Genomic DNA, 20,292 nt, shown 5'->3' with positions numbered 1-20,292 from the left:
GGAGGTCACCGCGGCAGTCTACGGGGGCGTCGTCGGCGCTCCCGTGGGCCCGCGGGGCGCGGGGCTGTTGACTCCGTGGTGGGCCGGCGCGACATTTGAGCGGTGAACCGGGCGCTCCCGACGCTGGCAACGGCTGCCCTGCTGGTGATGCTGCTCGAGGCCGCACCCAGCGGTCGGTGGCTGCCGGCCGGTGTGCTCGGGGCCGCGTTCGTCGGCTGGTCGGTGGTCGGTTTCCGGTGGGCACGCGTACGCGGCCGCCTCGCCGCGACCGGCTACCTCGCCGTCGCGCTCGTGCTCGGCTTCCTCGTCTTCGACGCTGCCGGGGCCGGGGTCGGCAGCACCGTGCTGCTGGTGCTGGTCGTGGTGCAGGCGGTCCTGCTGCTGCCGCTCGGGTGGTCGGTCGTGGTCGCGGCGCTGGTTCCCCTCGTCCACGTCGGCATGCCGATGGCGGACGGGCTCCGAGAGGTGGTCAGCACCGGGCTCGCGTGCGCGTTCGCCTTCGTGCTGGCGGCCCTGCACGTGCGCGAGCAGCGGGCCCGGGAGGCCCTGGCCGTGGCCAACGAGCGGCTGCTGGAGCTCGGCGCCCAGGCCGAGGAGCTGGCCACGATGCGCGAGCGCACCCGGGTGGCGCGCGACATCCATGACGGCCTCGGCCACCACCTCACCGTGGTCGGCATGCAGGTCCAGGCCGCACGGGCGGTGCTGGCCGCCGACCCCACCCGCGCGGACGCCCTGCTGGCCCAGGCGGAGGACCAGGCCCGACAGGCGCTCACGTCGGTGCGCGAGTCGGTCGGCGCGCTGCGCGGCACCCGAGTGCCTCGCCTGCCCGATCGGCTCCGGGCGCTCGCCGACGAGAGCGCCGCGGCCGGTCTGCCGACGTCGGTCGCGGTGGACGGTGAGGAGCGCCGGCTCGGCGAGGAGGTGCAGTCGGCGCTCTACCGGGCGGCCCAGGAGGGACTCACCAACGTCCGCAAGCACGCGCACGCCCACGCTGCCGTGCTGCGACTGGCGTACCTGCCCGACCGCATGACCCTCGAGGTGTGCGACGACGGGTGCGGCATCGTCGGGGACGCGCCGCGGCCCAGCGGCTTCGGCCTGACCGGCATCCGTGAGCGGGCCGAGCACCTGGGCGGTTCTGTGGTCGTCGACTCGAGACCCGGCGCGGGCGTCGCCGTGCGAGTCGAGCTGCCCGGATGAGCACCGCGCGGCCGGTGCGGGTGCTCGTGGTCGACGACCAGACCCTCTTCCGCGAGGCCCTGACGACCCTCCTCGACGCCCGCGACGAGGTGGAGGTCGTGGGCGGGGCCTCGGACGGCGCAGAGGCTCTGGAGGCCGTGGCAGCGCTGCAGCCGGACGTCGTCCTGATGGACCTGCGGATGCCCGGTCTCGACGGGGTGTCCACGACGCGACGTCTACGCGTGGAGCACCCCCACGTCCGGGTCCTCGTGCTGACGACGTTCGACGGGGACGACGAGGTGTTTCCGGCGCTGCGTGCCGGCGCTGTCGGCTACCTGCTCAAGGACGCGACTGTCGCGCGCCTCGTCGAGGGCGTCCAGGCCGCGGCACGAGGCGAGTCGGTGCTCCAGCCGTCGGTGGCCGCGAAGGTGCTGGCGATGATGAGCCGGCTGCCCGACACGCCGGCCTCCCCGCGTCCGCAGCCACTCGTCGACCCGCTCAGCCCTCGCGAGCTCGAGGTGCTGCACGAGCTCGCCGAGGGGCTCAGCAACCGCGAGATCGCGTCTCGCCTCTACCTGTCCGAGGGAACGGTGAAGAACCACGTCACCAACGTGCTTGCCAAGCTCGGCGTGCGGGACCGCACCCAGGCGGCACTGCGTGCGAGGGGCCTCGGCCTGCTCTGACCCGTGGCGACGGGGTGGGGGGTGCCGGTTTCGACCGGGTCATGCCCCGAAGGTGACCCCGGGCATGACCTCTGGCACGTCCGTGACGTCGGGCTCGCGGCGGATCCTCGTCGGCATGACAACGCTCAGTACTTCTCCAGCAGGCCTGGCACCCCGAGCCAGGGTCGTCCGGATCCTTCGTACGCGGTTCGGCCGCTTCCTCGGCGCCTTCGTCGAGATGACCGTGTCGATGGTCGTCGGCATGGGTGTCCTCGGTGCCGTCTGGGACGGTGTCTGGCCGGGTCTGACTCTTCGGCCTGACGTCATGGCGCTCTCGATGGCGTTCGACATGACCGCCGGCATGGCGGCCTGGATGTGGGTGCGACGTCACTCGACGCGACACATCCTCGAGATGTCGGCCGTGATGGTGCTGCCCTTCCTCGTCCTGCTCGTGCCCTTCCACCTCGGCATCCTGTCGGGAGACGCGGTGATCACGTGGGGGCACGTCGCGATGTTCGTGCTCATGGCGGCATACCTGTGGTTGCGTCCCCACGCCGCCGGCGCCCACCCGGCCCTCGCCCGGACCGACAGTGCGGCTCGCCGGCACGCGTCGCGGCGAGGTCTCGTGGCCGCGCTGCTGCTCGTGGGCGGCGCGGTGCTGGCGGTGGTCGGTGGTCTGCTGCATCCGCACACCGAGGCGCCGAACTCGCACGTGGCCGTCTTCGCGGAGTACGCCGAGAGCACGGACTGGGTGTGGGTGCACGACCTCCAGTTCCTGTCCGCAGCCGTGGTGGCAGCGGGGTTCGTGGTCGTCGGTGGCGCCCTGGTGCGGGCCGGGGCTCCGTCGGTGCTGGCTCGTCTCGGCAACACCGCCGCTGCAGCCACCGTGGCCCTGATCGCCGTGAACATGGCGGTCGACGGAGTCGCGCTCAAAGGTGCCGTCGACGCCTGGGCTGTCGCCGGGCCGGACGACAAGGCTGTCCGCTTTGCGGCCGCCGAGGCGATCCGCTGGCTCGAGTGGGGAGTGAACTCCTTCTTCACCCTGCTGCTCGGGGTGACCGTCGTGATCTTCGCCGTCGCACTGCTGCGGAGCGCGCACCACAGCACCCTGACCCGTCTCGCCGGCGTCAGTGGAGCCCTGGCCGGCGTCCTCCTCGTCCTCAACGGGCTCGTGGTGGGGACCCGAGGTTTCGAGCCGAGCGCGCTGCCCAAGGTCGCGACCCTGCTCTACGTCGTGATGGCGCTGGGCCTCCCGGCCGTGGACCGGGGCGCACGCGCGGCGAGCGACGTCGCCGTGACCTGATCGGGCGATGGACGCTGAGGACCGGCCCCGGGCGGATGCCCGAGGTCGGTCCTCAGCGGTGGCAAGGTTCCCGCACGGGGAACCGGGCCACCCGGCATACGGGAGGGGATGAGCCTCAGACGAGCTGTGACTCTGCAGCGGCGCGGCTGGTCGCGGCCTGCTCGGCTGCCTCGGCGATGACCGACTCGTGGTCGACGGAGTCGTGCCACCACTTCTGGCCCGCCTCGGGCAGGGTGTAGATCGGGTCGTAGTAGACGTACTCGCGCGAGAGTGCGTCGGTGTCGGCGCCCTCGATCGAGGTGCGGTAGTTCTTGCGCCAGTAGGAGATTCCGCGCTCGGTGTCGTACTCCTCGACCTGGTGGACCCAGCGCTTGCCGACGAACGGCACGTCACAGACGATGCGCGGCGTCGAGAAGCCGGGCAGGTAGCCCATCATCGAGTGCTGCAGGTGCTGGGCCTCGGCGAGCGAGAGGCGCCAGTGCTCGGCGAACGGGATCATGTCGCACATGTAGAAGTAGTACGGCGTGATCGAGGCGCCGTCGGCGAGTGCGAAGCAGAGGTCGAGCAGCTGCTCGGTCGTGTCGTTGACGCCGCGCATGAGGACGCCCTGGTTGCGGACGTCACGCACGCCGGCGTCGAGCATCGCCTTCGACGCGCGGGCCACCGACGGGGTGACCGACTGGGCGTTGTTGACGTGCGTGTGGATCGCGAGCGAGACGCCGCGCGAGCGGGCCTTGGTGGCGACACGGCCGACACCCTCGACGACGTCGTCGGCGAACCAGTGCTGCGGCAGGCCCATGAGGGCCTTGGTGGCGAGCCGGATGTCGCGGATGTTGTCGATCTCGAGCAGCTGATCGAGGAAGGCCTCGAGGTTCTTCCACGGCATGTTGGCGACGTCGCCGCCCGAGACGACCACGTCGCGCACTGCGGGCGTCTCGCGGAGGTAGTCGAGCATCGCGGCGTAGCGGTCGACCGGCTTGAGGTCGAACTTGAGCTTCGCGATCTGCGGCGTGGAGTTGCCGACGAGGTCCATGCGCGTGCAGTGGCCGCAGTACTGCGGGCACGTCGGCAGCAGCTCGGCCAGGACCTTGGTGGGGTAGCGGTGGGTGAGGCCCTCGGCGACCCACATGTCGTGCTCGTGGAGGGAGTCGCGCGAGGCGTGCGGGTGCGACGGCCAGTCGGTGCGGCGGTCGGAGAAGACCGGCAGCATGTAGCGGCGGATCGGGTCGGCGTAGAAGGCCTCGGTGAAGTCGTGGCCGGTCGGCGGCATCGGGGAGTCGGTGGCAGGAACCATCGTGTTGAGCATCTGCGGCGGCACGAGCATCGACATCGTGGCGCGCTCGGACTGGTCCTTGATGAGGTCGTCGTAGAAGCGGTCGTCGAGCAGCTCGCCCATCAGGGCGCGCAGCTGCTTGATGTTCCTGACACAGTTGACGCGCTGCCACTGGGCGCTGTCCCAGTCCTCCTGGGTGACGTCGCGCCAGCCGGGGAAGCGGGTCCAGTCGGGCTCGACGAGCTCTCGGCGCCGGTAGGCGTAGGGCTGCTCAACCTTGATCATGAGGCGAGGATAACCGAAGCATCACCGCTCAGCCCCATATGATGCTGAAGGATCTTCTGCCAGACACCTCACGAACCGAAGGATCTCTAGGTGACCATGCCGACCCCCTCGTCCCCCGTGGGCCTGCACCGCGTCCTCGAGCCCACCGGCGACGCGATCATGCTGCCGCAGGCCGCACGGCGGCTCGACGCCCGCCCGGAGCTGTGGCCCGACGAGGTCCGCATCGTGGTCGAGACGCTGAACCTCGACGCCGCCTCCTACCGGCAGCTCGCCGAGAAGCACACCACCGACGGCCACGTGGACGGTGCGGCGGTGCGTGCCGAGGTGCTCGACATCGTGGCGACCCGGGGGAAGATGCAGAACCCCGTCACCGGGTCCGGCGGCATGCTCATCGGCACGGTCGAGGAAGTGGGTCCCCAGAGCACCCTGGGGCTCGCCCCCGGCGACCGCGTCGCCACCCTCGTCTCCCTCTCGCTGACCCCGCTCGCGATCTCCGACGGGCTCGAGCGCTGGGACGGACTCTCGGAGCAGGTGCCGGCCGCCGGCCACGCCATCCTCTTCGGCCGCAGCATCGCTGCCACCCTGCCCGACGACCTGGACGCCCACCTCGCGCTCATGGTCATGGACGTCTGCGGGGCGCCGGCGCTCGTCGAGCGCGTGGTGGGGGAGTATGCCGCCCGGGGCGTCGCGCCGATCGTGGCGGTGCTCGGGGGGGCCGGGAAGTCCGGATCGCTCTCGCTGGCCGCGGCACGCGCCGCCGGCGCCGGTCGCACGATCGGTGTCGTGCCCGTCGAGCGCGAGCGCTCGGTGCTCGAGCAGAGCGGCCTGGCCGATGCGGTCGTGCTCGCCGACGCCCGCTCGCCGCTCGGGCTGGCGGCCGCCGTCGAGTCGGCCGGTGGACCCGCCGACGTCACCGTCGTCTGCGTCGACGTGCCCGGCTGTGAACAGCCTGCGATCCTTGCGACCGCCCAGGGCGGCACGATCATCTTCTTCAGCATGGCCACGAACTTCGCGGCAGCAGCTCTCGGGGCGGAGGGCCTGGCCGCCGACGTGCGCATGCTCGTCGGCAACGGCTACGTGCCCGGCCATGCCGAGACCGCCCTGCGCCTCGTGCGTGAGGTGCCGGCGGTCCGGGCCCTCTTCGAGGGCCGGCTCGCTGCCGAGAGCCCACGTGCCTCCGAGGCCGCGGGGGCCGGCGCATGAGCCGCCCGAACGCCATGCTCGAGCTCGACCCGGCTGTGGTGCGCAAGGCGCGCTCGCTCGCCCGCAAGGCTGCGGCCCCGGTCGTCAAGATCGCCAAGAGCCACACCACCGTCTCGGTCGAGCGCGCGACGCTGCGTCTCGCCGGCCTCGCCGGCGCCGACCACGAGCGGGTGCCGTGGGTCAACCACCTCGTCACGGCCGTCCGCGACGAGGTCGGCCTCGAGCACGGTGTGACCACCCCGGTCTACGACGCGCTGCTGCGCGGCGAGGCGCCCGACCTCACCACGCTCGCCCAGAAGGCCGCCAGCGGCAGCGTCTCGTTCCGGCTACCCGCGGGCCGCGACGCCACGGCCGCGCAGCGTGCGGCGGCCAAGGGGGTCGGGGTCGGCCTCAAGGCCGTCGACCGCTCCCGCGCCACTCGCGACCAGCTCATCAAGCGGCACGGCGACCCGAAGACCAAGCCGTGGATCTACCTCATCGTCGCGACCGGCGACATCTACGAGGACATCCCGCAGGCCCAGGCCGCGGCCCGCGAGGGCGCCGACATCATCGCGGTCATCCGCTCCACCGGGCAGTCGCTGCTCGACTACGTGCCCGAGGGCGCCACCCGCGAGGGTTTCGCCGGCACGTACGCGACGCAGGAGAACTTCCGTCTCATGCGCGCGGCCCTCGACGACGTCAGCAAGGAGCTCGGGCGCTATGTCCGGCTCACGAACTACGCGTCGGGTCTCTGCATGCCCGAGATCGCCGCCCTGGCGGGGATGGAGCGTCTCGACATGATGCTCAACGACTCGATGTACGGCATCCTTTTCCGCGACATCAACCCGATCAGAACCTTTGTGGACCAACGGTTCTCGCGGCAGGTGCATGCCCGCGCCGGCATCATCATCAACACCGGCGAGGACAACTACCTCACGACGGCCGATGCCGTCGAGGCCGCGCACACCGTCACGGTGAGCCAACTGCTCAACGAGCGGTTCGCCAAGGAGGCCGGCCTCGAGGACTGGCAGCTCGGCCTCGGCCACGCCTTCGAGATCAACCCCGAGATCCCCGACAGCTTCCGCATGGAGCTGGCCCACGCGATGCTCGCGCGCCAGCTGTTCCCCGACGCGCCGCTCAAGTGGATGCCGCCGACCAAGCACATGACGGGCGACGTCTTCCGCGGCTACCTGCTCGACGGCTTCTTCAACCTCGTCGGGGCGATGACCGGCCAGGGCATCCTGCTCGTCGGGATGATGACCGAGGCCGTCGTGACGCCCTTCCTGTCGGACCGCGACCTCGCCCTCCAGAACGTCCGCTACGTCATGAACGCGGCGAGCGGCCTGACCGAGGACTTCCACCCGCCTCGCGACGGCTTCATCCAGACCCGAGCCCGCCAGGTGCTCTCCGAGGCCGTCGACCTGCTCGAGCGCATCGTCGCTGACAAGGACGCGGCCGGGGACGCGCCTCTGCTCGCGGCCATCGCCGACGGCACGTTCGGCCTGATGAAGCGTCCGGCCACCGGCGGCAAGGGCCTCGACGGCGTCGTCGAGCGGGCTGCGGCATACGACAACCCAGCGATCACCTCGCTCGACGCGTGGACCCCGCCCACGAAGGGAGGTCACCGATGAGCCCGCAGACCAGCCCGAAGGTGAGCCCTGACGCGCCCGCCCAGGGCAGCATCATCCGGCCCTACGGCGACACCACCGGCGACGGCATGGTGCAGATGTCGTTCACGCTGCCCGTCCCGCACGACAAGAAGGCCGAGGGCGCCGCGCTGCAGCTCGCCCGCAAGATGGGCCTCGACCCGGCACTACTCGTGCACGCCAAGGCGATGGGCCCCGACTTCACCTTCTTCGTCGTCTACGGCAGCTCGACGCACCTGGTCAACCTCGACGACGTGCACGTCGTCGAGCGCGAGTACCCCTTGCTGTCCGCCAAGGACGCCAACATGGCGATCAAGAAGCACCTGCGGCGCAAGCTCGTCGTCGTCGGCGCCTGCATCGGCACCGACGCGCACACGGTCGGCATCGACGCGATCCTCAACATCAAGGGCTTCGCGGGCGAGAAGGGCCTCGAGTACTACCGCGAGATCAAGGTGGTGAACCTCGGCGCCCAGGTGCTCGTGCCCGACCTCGTGGCGAGGGCTCGCGCCGAGAAGGCCGACGCCGTGCTCGTCAGCCAGGTCGTGACGCAGAAGGACGCCCACATCCACAACACGACGCAGATGTCCGCGGCGTTCCGCGAGGCCTACCCGGCCGGACAGGTCCCGGTCCTCATCGCCGGGGGCCCCCGCTTCGAGGACGGCTCGGAGAAGGCCCTCGGCGTCGACCGCATCTTCGGGCGCGGCACCACCCCCGGCGAGGTCGCCAGCTACCTCGTCCACGAGATGACCCAGCGGAAGGCGAGGAAGTCATGACCGAGCGCACCACCACAGCGACTGTCGGCCAGCGGGTGACGCACCGCCGCTACGTCCCCTACAGCCACGCCCACTACGCCGGCAACCTCGTCGACGGCGCGTACTCCCTCGCCGCGTTCGGCGACGTCGCGACCGAGATGTGCATCGTCACCGACGGCGACGAGGGTCTCTTCGCGTCCTACAGCGACGTGCAGTTCAAGGCCCCGGTGCGCGCCGGCGACGTCATCGAGATCTCCGCCGAGCTGGTCCGCGTCGGCTCACGCTCGCGCGAGATGGAGTTCGAGGTGAGGGTCGTGGGGCGCGGCAACCCAGGGCGTGGTGAGTCCGCGGCCGACGTGCTCGACCCGGCGGTCGTCGCCACCACGGCCCGCGGGGTCGTCGTCGTCCCCTGAGGTCTGACGTCACGGCCGCACGGCATACGGTGAACCCCGTGCGGCGTCTTCTCGTGTCCCTGCTCGCGGGCGGGCTCCTCTGCTTCGCGTTCCCGACGTTCGACGTCTGGGTCGCCGCGCCGCTCGCCCTGGGTCTGTGGGCGTGGGCCTGGTCGGGGGCCGGCGCCGGCCGCGGTCTCGCACTCGGGTTCGCCGGGGGGCTCGTCTTCTTCGTGCCGACCCTCAGCTGGTCGGGCATCTACGTCGGCGCGGTCCCGTGGATCGCCCTGGCGACGCTGGAGGCGCTGTTCGTCGGTCTCGCGGGCTCACTCGTCGGATGGCTCTGTCGCGACGGCAGGGTGCGGCCCGTCGGGTTCGCCCTCGTGTGGGTCGTGACCGAGGGGTTCCGGGCGCGTGCACCCTACGGCGGATTCCCCTGGGTCAAGATCGCTTTCGGGCAGGCTGACTCGCCGTTCGGGCGTCTCGTCGCTCTGGGCGGCGCACCCTTCGTCGGCTTCGTCATCGCCCTGGCCGGCGCGTTCCTCGCGCTGGCGGCCCAGCGAGCGTTCGCCGCCAGACCCCACCGATCGCGTATGCCGTCTCGTGCCGTCACGCTGCCCGTGGCCGCCGCGCTCGTGCTCGGCGTCGCCGGGCTGGCCGTGCCCCTGCCGACCGACGGGCCGACCGCGCAGTTCCTCGGGGTGCAGGGCAACGTGCCGCGTGCCGGTCTCGAGTTCAACGCCGAGCGGCGCGCGGTGCTCGACAACCACGTCGCAGCCACCCTGAAGGCCCAGGAGGACGTGACGGCCGGCCGTGCCCCGGCGCCCGACCTCGTCGTCTGGCCCGAGAACGCGTCGGACATCGACCCGTTGCGCAACGCCGACGCGAAGTCGCTGATCCTGCAGACCGTCGAGACGCTCCAGCGACCGCTCATCGTCGGAGGCCTGCTCGAGGAGCCCGTCGGGTTCCTGTCGAACGTCGCGTTGCTCTTCGAGCCGGGCAAGGGCAACACCGACCGCTACGTGAAGCGTCATCCGGTGCCGTTCGCGGAGTACATCCCCAACAGGGCCTTCTGGCGCAACTTCAGCAAGGAGGTCGACCTCGTCCGCAACGACTTCGCACCCGGCGACGCCCCCGGTGTGTTCCACGTCACGTCGCAGGGCGGGCAGTCGATCCGGGCCGGTCTCGCGATCTGCTTCGAGGTCGCCTACGACGACATCATGCGCGATGCGGTGCAGACGGGCGCCAACGTGCTGGTCGTGCAGACGAACAACGCGACCTTCGGCTTCACCGCCGAGTCGCCGCAGCAGCTGGCCATCAGCCGCCTGCGCGCCATGGAGTTCGGGCGCTCGGTCGTGCACGTCTCGACGGTGGGGCAGAGCGCCCTCATCACGCCCGATGGAACCGCCCACCAGGTCACGTCGTTGTTCACGCAGGCGGTCGTTCGAGGGGCCCTACCATTGCGGGACGCCACGACACTGGCGACCCGGGTGGGCGAGGCCCCCGAATGGGTCGCCGCCGCCGCGCTGCTGATGATGCTGGCCCTCGGAATCCGCCGGGGGCGTGCGGCGGCAGAGACGACGAAGGAAGAGGATGACGACGACTCAGCGTGAGCCGGTGACCAGGGTGGCCGTGCTCATCCCGACGTACAACGAGCGTGACAACCTGCCCGGCATCATCGCCCGGGTGCGGGCGAGCGCCCCGTCCGTCGACGTCTTCGTGCTCGACGACGCCTCGCCTGACGGCACCGGGCAGGTCGCCGACGGCATCGCCGCCTCCGACCCCCAGGTCCACGTGGTGCACCGCGCCGGCAAGGAGGGCCTCGGCAAGGCGTACCTCGCGGGCTTCGCGATCGTGCTCGAGCGGGGCTACGACGCCGCCGTCGAGATGGACGCAGACGGCTCGCACCTGCCCGAGCAGCTCCCGTCGCTGCTCGCCGCCCTCGGCGAGGCCGATGTCGTCATCGGTGCGCGCTGGGTGCGCGGGGGAGAGGTGCGCAACTGGCCGGCCCACCGCAAGGTCCTCTCGGTCGGGGCCAACGTCTACACCAAGCTGATGCTCGGGATGGCGGTCAACGACGCCACGGCCGGCTACCGGGCCTACCGCGCCAGCGCCCTTCGCACCATGGGGCTGCAGGGTGTCGAGTCGCAGGGCTACTGCTTCCAGATCGACCTGACGCTCCGGGCGGTCCGAGCGGGACTCACCGTCGTCGAGGTGCCCATCACGTTCGTCGAGCGCGAGGTCGGGGTCTCCAAGATGGGCAAGGACATCGTCCGCGAGGCCCTGACGAGCGTCACGCGCTGGGGGTTCGAGCACCGGTTGGGCCAGCTGCGCTCCGTGACACAGAAGGCCCGGCATGGCGAGCCGGTGGGTGACCGACCATGACCAGCGCTCCCGGCGCACCCCGTGCCCGGAAGGTGCGACTGACCCGGCTCGCGTTGGTGGCCCTGATGGTGCTGCCGATCATCGAGATCGTGGTCGTCGTCGCGGTCGGCCAGGCCATCGGCGGCTGGCCCACGTTCCTGCTCCTCGTGGCGACGTCGCTGCTCGGCGCCTGGCTGATCCGTCGAGAGGGCGCAAAGGCGTGGCGTGCCCTGGAGCAGGCGGTGCGCAGTGGTCGCATGCCGGCCCGCGAGATCGCTGACGGCGTCGTCGTGCTGGTCGGCGGGAGCCTGCTGCTCGCCCCGGGCTTCGTCTCCGACGTGCTGGGCCTGCTGCTGGTGCTGCCGTTCACGCGACCGGTCGCGCGCAGCATGCTGGCAGCCGTCATCTCACGCCGGATGATCGCCCAGACCGAGCGCTTCACCGGCCCCACCGTCACCGGCCAGCCGGGCTGGGACCAGCAGACGCCGCAGGGCCCGCGTCGGTCGTCCTCGAGTGACGAGGTCGTCGAGGGCGAGATCATCGACGAGGACTGACACCCCTCAGTCGAGTGCTCACTTCCCGACGCTTCGGCGCAGGAAGATGAGCACTCGACTGGTGGGTGGGCGTAGAAAAGTGGGGACTCGATCTGTCTGTGGGCACGCGTCGAGAGGTGGGCACTCGACTCGGGCCACAGCACGCGACTCGGGGGCTCGACAGCGAGAAGCCCGCCTCCACGAACGGGGCGGGCTTCTCGGTGGTACGTCTGTCAGGCGCTCTTGCGGCGGCGAGGCTTCTCACCGCGCGACTCGCGCAGGAGCGTCAGGCGCTCCTCGAGCAGCTCCTCGAGCTCGGGGATGGACCGACGCTCGAGCAGCATGTCCCAGTGCGTGCGCTGGTGCTTGACCTGCTTGGCCTCGGGCTCGGGGCCGCCCTGCAGCCTGGCGTCGAGGCCGCATCGGCACTCCCAGGTGGCGGGCACGTCGGCCTCGATCGAGAAGGGCAGCTCGGTGCGGTGACCGTCAGGGCAGACGTAGACGGTGAGCTGACGCTCACTCGGTACGACGTTCTCGTCGGATTCCATGCTCCTCGCGCCGAGGTTGGAACCGCGTAGTGCTCGATCGGCCATGTGGACCCCTCCAGAACTTCTGCCGCTGTGACACCCGTTGGTGTCATACCCTCACAGACGCTTGAACGAGCGAAACGGTTGACTTGTTCCCCGGAGTTGCCCGGATTGTAATCGCGTCTCAGATCACGGCTGGGACAGGGTTGCCGGCCTGCTCGATGCCCTCACGCATGCGCACGCGGGAGAGCAGCACGCCCCCGATGGCGAAGAAGATGATCAGGGCGATGATGGCCCAGCGGTAGCTGAGGGTGACCTGGTAGACCAGACCGAAGATGAGCGTCCCGAACCAGCTCGTGCCACGTTCCATGGCCTGGTAGAGGCTGAAGTACTCCGCCTCGCGACCCCGGGGGATCAGCTGGCTGTAGAGCGAGCGGGACAGTGCCTGGGTGCCGCCGAGCACGATGCCGATGAGCAGGGCCAGGGCGAGGAAGATGACGAGCGACTTCGACGGCACGAGGAAGGCGAACACGACCACCACGGTCCAGAGGCCGATGCCGTAGAGCACGGTGCGCCACGCGCCGATGGTCGCAGCGACGCGCCCGAAGAGCCGCGCGCCGAAGAACGCGACGAACTGCACGAAGAGGAAGACCCCGAGCACCGTCGTCTCGGAGAAGCCGAGCTCCTTGGAACCGTAGATGCTCGAGCTGCCGATGACGGTCTGGATGCCGTCGTTGAAGAAGAGGTAGGCGAGCAGGAACATCTTCGTCTGCGGGTAGCGGGCCAGGTCGCGGAAGGTGCTGCGCAGCTGGGCGATGCTGCCGCGGACCACACCGGCCGAGCGCTCGACGGGAGTCTCGACGGTGCCCGTGAGGTGGCGCAGCCCGAGGTAGGGGATGAGCGTGAAGCCGGCCCACCAGAGGCCCGCGGACAGGATGCTGATGCGGGTGCTCATGGCGCGGTCGAGGCCGAGGTCCTCGTGGAAGAAGTCCAGCGCGAAGTTGAGGGCGAGCAGGATGCCACCGCCGAGGTAGCCGAAGGCCCACCCCTTGGAGGAGACCCGGTCTCGCTCGTTCTCGTTGGCGATTCGCACGAGGATGGAGTCGTAGATGACGAGCGAGGCGCCGAGGCAGATTCCTGCCACGACGACGAGCGCTGCTCCCAACTGCCAGTTCGTGCCGGCGACGAGGAACATGAGGCTCGCCGCGGTGGCGCCGACCCACGCGAACGCCCCGAAGAGCTTGGTCGGGCGCGGGCTGCGGTCGGCGATGGCCCCGATGAAGATGAGCACGACCGCCGAGAGGATGGTCGTGAAGGTCACGGTGAAGAACCACAGCGAGCCCGGCGCGACGGGGATGCCGAACACCGACAGCGTCGTCGTGCAGTCCTGGCCGTCCGCCAGCCCGGGGCAGGCGGCCTCCTCGGCGACCGACGTCAGGTAGGGGCTCATGAGCACCGTTGCGGTGGTCGTGACGTAGGCGGAGTTGGCCCAGTCGTACCAGTACCAGGCGCGCTGCTCCCGAGTCTCGGGGCGGGCGGCGTTGACGACGGCGTGCGACATGGCGCAACGGTCCCACAACGCGTCGGCGAGGGCACCGGGACCGGCCCCAACACGCCGCAGGATCCCGCGCCATCATCACGGAGGGCGAGTCCCCCCAGGGGGCTGCCCTTTAGCGCTAAAGTGTTTCTCGTGCACGAGTCATCGGGGGAGCGGGTCGCGGAGATCGTCGAGGCCTGGGGGCGTGAACGGCCGGACGTCGACGTCTCTTCCATCGCCGTGCTCACACCGCTGTGGCGTCTGGCCGCACGTGCCACCGAGAACCGGACGCGGGTGCTCGCCGAGCTCGGCGCGGAGCAGAGCCATCTCGACGTCCTGGCGACCCTGCGCAGGGCCGGGTCGCCGCACCGGCTGACGGCCGGCGAGCTCACGCGTCGCTGCCGGGTCACGGCCGGCGCGACGACCCAGCGGGTGCAGGCCATGGAGCGGCTCGGGCTCGTCGAACGCGTGCGCGAGGAGCCCGACCGGCGAACGGTCCACGTGCAGCTCACCGCCGACGGACTGGTTGCGGTCGACCGCATCCTCGGTGACGTGATGGCCGGCGACGAGGAGCTGCTGGCAGGACTGACGTCGGCCGAGCGGTCGACGTTGGAGCGTGTGCTCGGCGACTGGCTGGCACGAACCGAGCCCTGACGAGGGCCACGAGGCGCCTTTCGGGCGCTGCGACGGCCGGGGAACTAGGTCGAAGGTCCGATGGTGGAAGGCCCGGCCCTCGCGCGACGGTAGTCGCAGAGCTCGTCGCGCGGCCCGTTGCAGCGGCGCCGCGCGGCGAGGTCTGGACGGCGTTCGTCGCATGTGGCATCCGGAGCGCCGGTGCCCGAGCCCTGACTACGTTAAACGCCGATAATCGACATTATGTCACTTTGCTGTTTCCGCGACCTCCCCTGAGCGGTCTACCCGTCGTGCTAGAGACGCTCCTCGAGCCGTAGCCTTGCCCGGTGCAGTGCGACTACTTCGACGCGGGACGCTGTCGCTCGTGCGCCCTCATGGGCGTGCCGTATGCCGTCCAGCTCGCCGAGAAGCACGAGCGCTGTCAGCAGGCACTGGCGGCCGTCGCTCCGGACGTCACCTGGCTGGAGCCGTTCGCCAGCCGCGAGTCCGCCTTCCGCAACAAGGCCAAGCTCGTCGTCGGTGGCCGCGCCGGCGCCGTCACCCTCGGGATCCTCGACCCGCAGCTGGGCGGCGTCGACCTGCGAGCCTGCGGGTTGCACGAGGAGCCGCTCCAGCGACTGATCCCCCGGCTCGCAGACGTCGTCGACGAAATCGGTCTGGAGCCCTACGACGTGGCGGCCCGGCGTGGCGAGCTCAAGCACCTGATCCTCACCCTCTCCCCCACCGGTGAGGTGATGCTGCGCCTCGTGCTCCGCTCGAGGAAGCACCTCGCGCTGCTCCAGTCGCGACTGCCTCGGCTGCTCGAACACCTGTCCGAGGTGCGAGTCGTGTCGGTGAACCTCCAGCCCGAGCACAAGGCCGTCCTCGAGGGCTCGACCGAGGTCGTGCTCACCGAGCAGTCCATGCTCGAGATGCCCGTCAACGACGTCACGCTCAACCTGCGACCCAACAGCTTCTTCCAGACCAACACCGTTGTGGCCGCGGGCCTCTACCGCCAGGCCCGCGACTGGGCGCTCGAGGTGCGGCCCGACACCGTGCTCGACCTCTACTGCGGTGTGGGCGGTTTCGCCCTGCACTGCGCCACGGACGGCCAGGGGGCCCCACGGCGGGTGCTCGGCGTGGAGGTGTCCCCCGAGGCCGTGCTCAGCGCGGAGCTGAGCGCCGACCGGTTCTGGGCGGCCTCGCCTCGCGCTGTCGACCTCAGCTTCCGGACCGGCGACGCCACCGACGTCTCCGCACTCGAGCCGACAGTGCTCGGCGACGGCACGTCCATGGTGGTCGTCAACCCGCCGCGACGTGGCATCGGCGCCGACCTGGCGGCCTGGATCGAGCGCTCGGGTGCCGACCACGTGACCTACTCCAGTTGCAACGTCGACAGCCTCGCCCGCGACCTCGCCCGTATGCCGTCCTACGTCGCGCGACAGGCACGTCTGCACGACATGTTTCCGCAGACGACCCATCACGAGGTGATCGTGCTGTTGCAGCGTGAATCGCTGTCTCTCACAGAACAACCCGTATACAGAGGTGCTCAGCGATGAGTCAGAGCACAGCCAATGAGAGCGACGAAGCGTCGCACGACTCCGCGCGGCTCGCCCGGATCCAGCGACGTTTCGCCGAGTTCGCGACCGAGTATGCCGCCCTCCCGCTCTACTCGACCCTGAGCCGCCACCTCGCGGGTGACGACGACCTCGCGTCGTTGCTTCTGGCGGCCCGGGCCGGCCAGGCCCGGCCCGTCCTGTGGCTGGCAGCGCTGCACGAGCTCGTGCTGCGAAGCCCGGAAACCCCTGCAGCCCGGTGGTATCCGAGCGTCGTCGGGACGGATCGCCTGCCGATCGGCGACCCGTGGCCCGATGTGCGGCGCACGGTCCTCGAGCACCGGGACGAGCTGGTCGAGCGGATCTCCACGCACGGGACGCAGACGAACGAGGTGAACCGGGCCGTGTACGTCGCGCTCGGTCTTGCGGCCGCGGCATACGACACGCGTGAGCGTCCGCTCGCCCTGGTCGAGCTCGGCGCGAGCGCCGGACTGCTCCTCGCCGTCGACCGGTATGCCGTCCGCGTCGACTCGCCGGCAGGCGAGGTGGTGCTGGGTGACCCCGCGTCCACCGTCCCTTGCGCAGGCCTGGACCGGTCGGGCAAGGTGGCTGCCCTCGGGTCCTGGGTGTTCGCCCTCCCCCCGGTGCGGGGTCGTGTGGGGGTGGACCTCGACCCGGTCGACCTGGCCGACGACGATGCCGTTCGGTGGCTCGAGGCGTGCCTCTGGCCCGAGGTGCCCGGCAGGGTCGAGCGGTTCCGCGCCGCGCGTGACCTGCTGAGAGTGCAGCAACCGAGCGTGCTGCGCGACGACATGGTCGATGGGCTGCCTGCGGCCGTCGCGCAGGCGCGCAGCCAAGCAGGCGCCGGGGCACACGTCGTCGTCTTCAGCTCGTGGGCGCTGACCTACGTCGACCCGTCCAGACGCACGGACCTCGAGGCCGAGGTGCGCTCCCTCGCCGGGGGGTGTGAGGCGCTGTCGTGGCTCACGGCCGAGCCGCCGGCGTGCGCCCCGGGGATCGAGCCGCCATCGGGTGTCGACGCCGGTGGAACCGTCGTCGGGCTGCGTCGTTGGCGTGACGGTCGCGAGCGTGGACCAGTGACGCTCGGCACCTGCCACCCGCACGGCGCGTGGGTGGATCTGAGCTTCGAGGGGCTCAGTCGGCAAACATCATATGTCGATTACCGGCGAATTGCACTGTCGCACAATGGAATTCGCGTGCCTTCAAAGCGGGTGCGTCACTCCCGCAGAGTCGCGACCGTCAGCGAGCGCGCCGACCCAGCCCGGCGGCATACGCGTCGAGCGCTCGGAGCGCGGCCGGGGCGCGGTAGACGCGGTTGCGGCGGTGTCCGGTGGACTCGAGCAGGATGCCGTCGTCAACGAGCCGATGGAGGGCCGACTGGGCAGTGGGGGCCGAGACGTGGAGCTCGCGCACCACGACCCGCGCGGTGACGACCGGCTGGCGCAGCAGGAGGTCGAGCATCGCCCACGACGCCGAGCCGGCCCGGGCGGTGAGGCGCTCGGCCCAGTCGGCGCGCACCTGGCGCAGGGTCGCCACGAGCCGCTCGCCGATGTGGGTGCCGTTGCGCGCGGCCTCGGCGACGCAGCGCAGGATGGGCTCGGTGTCTCCCTGGCGGTAGGCCATGAGGGCTTCGACGTAGTCGTCGCGGATGGCCAGCAGGCCGGCGGAGATCGGGACCGTGACCCGGCGGATCACCCCGGTGTGGAGCAGGACCGAGTGCAGCAGGGCGCGCCCGGTGCGCCCGTTGCCGTCGGTGAAAGGGTGGATCGTCTCGAACTGGGCGTGGGCCAGTGCGGCGTGCGCGAGCGGCGGCAGGTCGTCGCGGTCCATGAAGGCGACGAGGTCGGCCATCAGGCCGGGCACGTCGTCGGCCACCGGCGGCACGTAGTGCGCGTCGCCGGGGTGCGCCGCGGAGCCGCCGACCCAGACCTGCTGGTCGCGCCAGAGCCCCGCCGGGTGCTGCGTCTGCTGGGCCATGAGGGCGCGGTGCATGGCGAGCACGGCGTGCTCGTCGAGCCGTCCGGCGAGATCGAGCGCCGCCTGCATGGTGCGCACGTTGCCGAGGATGACCGCGGCATTGGCCCGGTTGCCCTCGCCGATCTCGGCCTCGGCGAGGGCGCGGGCGGAGGACGTGAGGTTCTCGATCTGGGAGCTGGCGGCGCTCTCGGAGCGGAGCAGCACCGACGCGAAGGGTGCGATCTCCCCCGCTCCCCCGGCGTCGAACGCGGTGAGCAGTCGCGTGGCCTCGTCGAGGTCGGCCGCGAGGTCACCGTCGAGCGCCAGGCTGACGCCCGCGATCGGCGGCACGACCGCGGCCGCGTAGCTGCGCGGGCTGGCCCGCTGAGCGCGGCGGGACAACCCGAGCAGGCCTTCGACAGGTCGCCACGCAACCGTGCGCGACTCGAGCGCGGGCCAGGTCTGTGCCATGCGTCGTCCACCTCCTTGGTAAAGGTTATCGCACAACCTTTATGAAAGAGCGGGCAACATCAGACGCGTGAGACCTCTACAGGTGCCTCGACGACCCACCAGGCGGCATACGGGCTCAGCGATGCGAGCCCGCGGGCGTCACCGAACACGGGGTGGCCGCCCAGCGCGTCGTGGGCGTGCGTGATGCCGGCGTCGCTGAAGAGCCGGACCGGGACGGTCTGCCACGACGCCGTCACGTTGTAGACGCAGACCATGGAGCCGCTCGGGTGCGTGCGCACCACCGCGAGCACGCCGTCGTCGGTCTCGAGCACCACGCGGGTCTGCGCCGAGGCGTGGAGCTGGGGAAGGGTGCGGCGCACGGCTGCCAGGTGTCGCAGGCCCTGGAAGACCTTGCCGGCGGTCGTGCCCAGGTCGCCCCGGCGCTCCGCCAGCGCCCAGTCGATGCGCTCGCGGTGGGCCCACCGGTTGTCGTCCTCGTGCCCGGGCTCCTCGGCCCAGTGTGGGTCGTTCGGCATCCCGAGCTCGTCACCGCTCCACACCACCGGTATGCCGCCCCAGCCGGACACGACCGCGTGTGCGAGGAAGAGCCGGGCCAGACCCAGCCCGACACCCCCTGCGTCACGGCGCCGCTCCGCGTCCGACAGCCCGGTCAGGGCTGCTGCCGTGCCGCTGATGCGCTTGTCACCAGTGGCCGGGTTGTGCTGGAAGACCAGTCCGTGCGCCCACGACCCCGGCTGGTCACCGGCATACCAGTCGGAGAGGAAGCGGCGGTGGGCAAACCCGTCGAGGCCGGCGGCGGCCGCGTCGCCGTCGTCGATGGCCCAGCCGATGTCGTCGTGGCAGCGGACGTAGCAGATCCACGTGCCGCTCGGCGGGGTCGGCGGCAGTGCCGTCAGGGCCTGCTTGGTCAGGCCGGTGCTGCCGGTCGCCAGCATCGACCACACCTGCACCATGAGGCTGTTGTGGTAGGCGATGTCGCTGACCCTCCCGGCGTGCTCGCCCTGTCCCAGGTACTGCACGAGGTCGCGTGGCCCGACGATGGCCTCGGCCTTGAAGGCGAGAGCGGGGCAGGCGATCCGCGCGACCGTGCGCAGAGCCTGCGTGACCGCGTGCACCTCGGGTTGGTTCTGGCAGTTCGTCCCGAGGCGCTTCCAGGTGAAGGCGATGGCGTCGAGACGAAGCACCTCGACACCGACGTTCGCGAGGTAGAGCACGATGTCGGCGTACTCGACGAGCACGTCAGGGTTGGACCAGTTGACATCCCACTGCCACTCGTTGAAGGTCGTCCAGGCCCAGCCGCCCAGCTCGTCGTCCCACGTGAAGTTGCCCGGGGCGAAGTCGGGGAACACCTCGGGCAGCGTGCGTTCGTACGCGTCGGGCATGACGCGGTCGGGGTAGACGTGGAAGTAGTCGCGGTAGTGCGACTCCCCCGCCCGGGCCCGTCGTGCCCACTCGTGCTCACGCGCCACGTGGTTCAGCACAAGGTCCAGCACGAGCGAGATGCCCTGTGCGCGAAGGTCGCTCGCCAACGAGCGCAGGTCGTCGACGTCGCCGAGGTCTGGTCGCACGGTGCGGAAGTCCTGCACGGCGTAGCCGCCGTCGTTGTCCCCGTCGCGGGGCAGCAGCAGCGGCATGAGGTGCAGGTAGGTCACCCCGAGATCGCGCAGGTGGTCGAGGTGGCCGCCGAGCCCTCGGAGATCACCGGCGAAACGCTCGGTGTAGCAGGCGTACCCGAACATCTCGGGCTGCTGTAGCCAATCCGGGCGCAGCAGCCGGCGTTGGTCGAGGCGGCGCAGCTCGGGCGACCTCTCGGTGTGGGCCGACACGGCCCGTTCGACGAGACGCAGGGCGATGGCCGAGACGTCCTGCTCCGGATAGAGCACCCGCAACGCCGCGACGAGGTCGTCGGACCATCGCTCGAGCCGCAGCCCCAGGGTCTCGCGATCGGCCTCGACGAGACCGGCCAGCAGCGAGTCCACGGACTCGGGAGTCGGGCTCACGTCTCGGGCGCCTTGGCTCATGGCCCGATTGAACAGCACCACGA

Annotated in this window: 17 protein-coding genes and 1 pseudogene; 13 read left to right on the top strand and 5 right to left on the bottom strand. The window is 70.8% G+C overall.

Annotated elements, in window-relative coordinates:
- Positions 1–102 precede the first annotated feature (102 nt).
- From AB4091_RS12130 to AB4091_RS12120, 3 genes are all read left to right on the top strand, one after another.
- Positions 103–1,197: a sensor histidine kinase gene (locus AB4091_RS12130; RefSeq protein ID WP_442292002.1), complete on the top strand. Its 1,095-nt coding sequence runs from the start codon at positions 103–105 to the stop codon at positions 1,195–1,197.
- Positions 1,194–1,859: a response regulator gene (locus AB4091_RS12125; protein WP_442292001.1), complete on the top strand. Its 666-nt coding sequence runs from the start codon at positions 1,194–1,196 to the stop codon at positions 1,857–1,859. Before AB4091_RS12130 ends, AB4091_RS12125 begins: the two co-directional genes overlap by 4 nt.
- A 64-nt stretch (positions 1,860–1,923) precedes the next feature.
- Entirely contained in the window at positions 1,924–3,141 is a 1,218-nt protein-coding gene (locus AB4091_RS12120) for a hypothetical protein (RefSeq protein ID WP_442292000.1), read from the top strand.
- A 115-nt stretch (positions 3,142–3,256) separates the two neighbouring features.
- Here AB4091_RS12120 and AB4091_RS12115 read toward each other — a convergent pair whose 3' ends face one another.
- The gene (locus tag AB4091_RS12115) at positions 3,257–4,699 is read right to left on the bottom strand and encodes a KamA family radical SAM protein (RefSeq protein WP_442291999.1); all 1,443 of its coding nucleotides are present in this window, start codon (positions 4,697–4,699) and stop codon (positions 3,257–3,259) included.
- A 96-nt stretch (positions 4,700–4,795) separates the two neighbouring features.
- Between AB4091_RS12115 and AB4091_RS12110 the strand changes: the two genes are divergently transcribed.
- The 7 genes from AB4091_RS12110 to AB4091_RS12080 are packed head-to-tail and all read left to right on the top strand — an operon-like array spanning position 4,796 to position 11,589.
- Positions 4,796–5,902: an L-erythro-3,5-diaminohexanoate dehydrogenase gene (locus tag AB4091_RS12110; protein WP_442292299.1), complete on the top strand. Its 1,107-nt coding sequence runs from the start codon at positions 4,796–4,798 to the stop codon at positions 5,900–5,902.
- A complete protein-coding gene (locus AB4091_RS12105) occupies positions 5,899–7,512 on the top strand; it encodes a lysine 5,6-aminomutase subunit alpha (protein ID WP_442291998.1) in 1,614 nt (537 codons plus the stop codon). Before AB4091_RS12110 ends, AB4091_RS12105 begins: the two co-directional genes overlap by 4 nt.
- The gene (locus AB4091_RS12100; RefSeq protein ID WP_442291997.1) at positions 7,509–8,300 is read left to right on the top strand and encodes an OAM dimerization domain-containing protein; all 792 of its coding nucleotides are present in this window, start codon (positions 7,509–7,511) and stop codon (positions 8,298–8,300) included. Before AB4091_RS12105 ends, AB4091_RS12100 begins: the two co-directional genes overlap by 4 nt.
- Positions 8,297–8,692: a hotdog domain-containing protein gene (locus tag AB4091_RS12095; RefSeq protein ID WP_442291996.1), complete on the top strand. Its 396-nt coding sequence runs from the start codon at positions 8,297–8,299 to the stop codon at positions 8,690–8,692. The genes AB4091_RS12100 and AB4091_RS12095 overlap by 4 nt, the downstream gene beginning before the upstream one ends.
- Before the next feature lie 38 nt (positions 8,693–8,730).
- Entirely contained in the window at positions 8,731–10,284 is a 1,554-nt protein-coding gene (lnt, locus tag AB4091_RS12090) for an apolipoprotein N-acyltransferase (protein ID WP_442291995.1), read from the top strand.
- Positions 10,265–11,056 (top strand): polyprenol monophosphomannose synthase, encoded by a 792-nt coding sequence (locus tag AB4091_RS12085; RefSeq protein WP_442291994.1) that lies wholly within the window; start codon positions 10,265–10,267, stop codon positions 11,054–11,056. Before lnt ends, AB4091_RS12085 begins: the two co-directional genes overlap by 20 nt.
- Positions 11,053–11,589, top strand: coding sequence for an FxsA family protein (locus tag AB4091_RS12080; protein ID WP_442291993.1), 537 nt, complete (start codon positions 11,053–11,055; stop codon positions 11,587–11,589). The genes AB4091_RS12085 and AB4091_RS12080 overlap by 4 nt, the downstream gene beginning before the upstream one ends.
- A 212-nt stretch (positions 11,590–11,801) precedes the next feature.
- On the opposite strand, the gene AB4091_RS12075 is transcribed toward AB4091_RS12080, so the two are convergent.
- Together AB4091_RS12075 and AB4091_RS12070 are read right to left on the bottom strand one after the other, a co-directional pair.
- Positions 11,802–12,161, bottom strand: a complete 360-nt coding sequence (locus AB4091_RS12075; RefSeq protein ID WP_442291992.1) for an RNA polymerase-binding protein RbpA — start codon at positions 12,159–12,161, stop codon at positions 11,802–11,804.
- Positions 12,162–12,279: 118 nt separating this feature from the next.
- The gene (locus AB4091_RS12070) at positions 12,280–13,656 is read right to left on the bottom strand and encodes an MFS transporter (RefSeq protein ID WP_442291991.1); all 1,377 of its coding nucleotides are present in this window, start codon (positions 13,654–13,656) and stop codon (positions 12,280–12,282) included.
- Between the two features lie 129 nt (positions 13,657–13,785).
- Here AB4091_RS12070 and AB4091_RS12065 point away from each other — a divergent pair, with 129 nt between their 5' ends.
- The 3 genes and pseudogenes from AB4091_RS12065 to AB4091_RS12055 all read left to right on the top strand — a co-directional run.
- Complete coding sequence (locus tag AB4091_RS12065; RefSeq protein ID WP_442291990.1) at positions 13,786–14,286, top strand: MarR family winged helix-turn-helix transcriptional regulator; 501 nt, start codon at positions 13,786–13,788, stop codon at positions 14,284–14,286.
- 305 nt (positions 14,287–14,591) lie between these two features.
- Complete coding sequence (locus AB4091_RS12060) at positions 14,592–15,803, top strand: methyltransferase domain-containing protein (protein ID WP_442291989.1); 1,212 nt, start codon at positions 14,592–14,594, stop codon at positions 15,801–15,803.
- A pseudogene (locus AB4091_RS12055) lies at positions 15,800–16,927 on the top strand (DUF2332 domain-containing protein); the annotation flags it as partial. The gene AB4091_RS12060 and the pseudogene AB4091_RS12055, both read left to right, overlap by 4 nt.
- 133 nt (positions 16,928–17,060) lie before the next feature.
- On the opposite strand, the gene AB4091_RS12050 reads toward AB4091_RS12055, so the two are convergent.
- Complete coding sequence (locus tag AB4091_RS12050) at positions 17,061–18,248, bottom strand: Fic family protein (RefSeq protein ID WP_442291988.1); 1,188 nt, start codon at positions 18,246–18,248, stop codon at positions 17,061–17,063.
- 59 nt (positions 18,249–18,307) lie between these two features.
- Positions 18,308–20,269, bottom strand: coding sequence for an alpha-amylase family protein (locus AB4091_RS12045; RefSeq protein ID WP_442291987.1), 1,962 nt, complete (start codon positions 20,267–20,269; stop codon positions 18,308–18,310).
- Positions 20,270–20,292 lie beyond the last annotated feature (23 nt).

This window comes from Terrabacter sp. 2RAF25, assembly GCF_052115265.1.
Classification (GTDB): domain Bacteria; phylum Actinomycetota; class Actinomycetes; order Actinomycetales; family Dermatophilaceae; genus Terrabacter.
This window is presented reverse-complemented; position numbering and strand designations above follow the sequence as displayed.

Coding starts and splice junctions, on each gene's coding strand:
- AB4091_RS12120 (WP_442292000.1), top strand. CDS start 1,924: ATGACCTCTGGCACGTCCGTGACGTCGGGCTCGCGGCGGATCCTCGTC.
- AB4091_RS12070 (WP_442291991.1), bottom strand. CDS start 13,656: ATGTCGCACGCCGTCGTCAACGCCGCCCGCCCCGAGACTCGGGAGCAG.
- AB4091_RS12110 (WP_442292299.1), top strand. CDS start 4,796: ATGCCGACCCCCTCGTCCCCCGTGGGCCTGCACCGCGTCCTCGAGCCC.
- AB4091_RS12045 (WP_442291987.1), bottom strand. CDS start 20,269: ATGAGCCAAGGCGCCCGAGACGTGAGCCCGACTCCCGAGTCCGTGGAC.
- AB4091_RS12080 (WP_442291993.1), top strand. CDS start 11,053: ATGACCAGCGCTCCCGGCGCACCCCGTGCCCGGAAGGTGCGACTGACC.
- AB4091_RS12115 (WP_442291999.1), bottom strand. CDS start 4,699: ATGATCAAGGTTGAGCAGCCCTACGCCTACCGGCGCCGAGAGCTCGTC.
- AB4091_RS12050 (WP_442291988.1), bottom strand. CDS start 18,248: ATGGCACAGACCTGGCCCGCGCTCGAGTCGCGCACGGTTGCGTGGCGA.
- AB4091_RS12125 (WP_442292001.1), top strand. CDS start 1,194: ATGAGCACCGCGCGGCCGGTGCGGGTGCTCGTGGTCGACGACCAGACC.
- AB4091_RS12085 (WP_442291994.1), top strand. CDS start 10,265: ATGACGACGACTCAGCGTGAGCCGGTGACCAGGGTGGCCGTGCTCATC.
- AB4091_RS12095 (WP_442291996.1), top strand. CDS start 8,297: ATGACCGAGCGCACCACCACAGCGACTGTCGGCCAGCGGGTGACGCAC.
- AB4091_RS12100 (WP_442291997.1), top strand. CDS start 7,509: ATGAGCCCGCAGACCAGCCCGAAGGTGAGCCCTGACGCGCCCGCCCAG.
- AB4091_RS12075 (WP_442291992.1), bottom strand. CDS start 12,161: ATGGCCGATCGAGCACTACGCGGTTCCAACCTCGGCGCGAGGAGCATG.
- AB4091_RS12105 (WP_442291998.1), top strand. CDS start 5,899: ATGAGCCGCCCGAACGCCATGCTCGAGCTCGACCCGGCTGTGGTGCGC.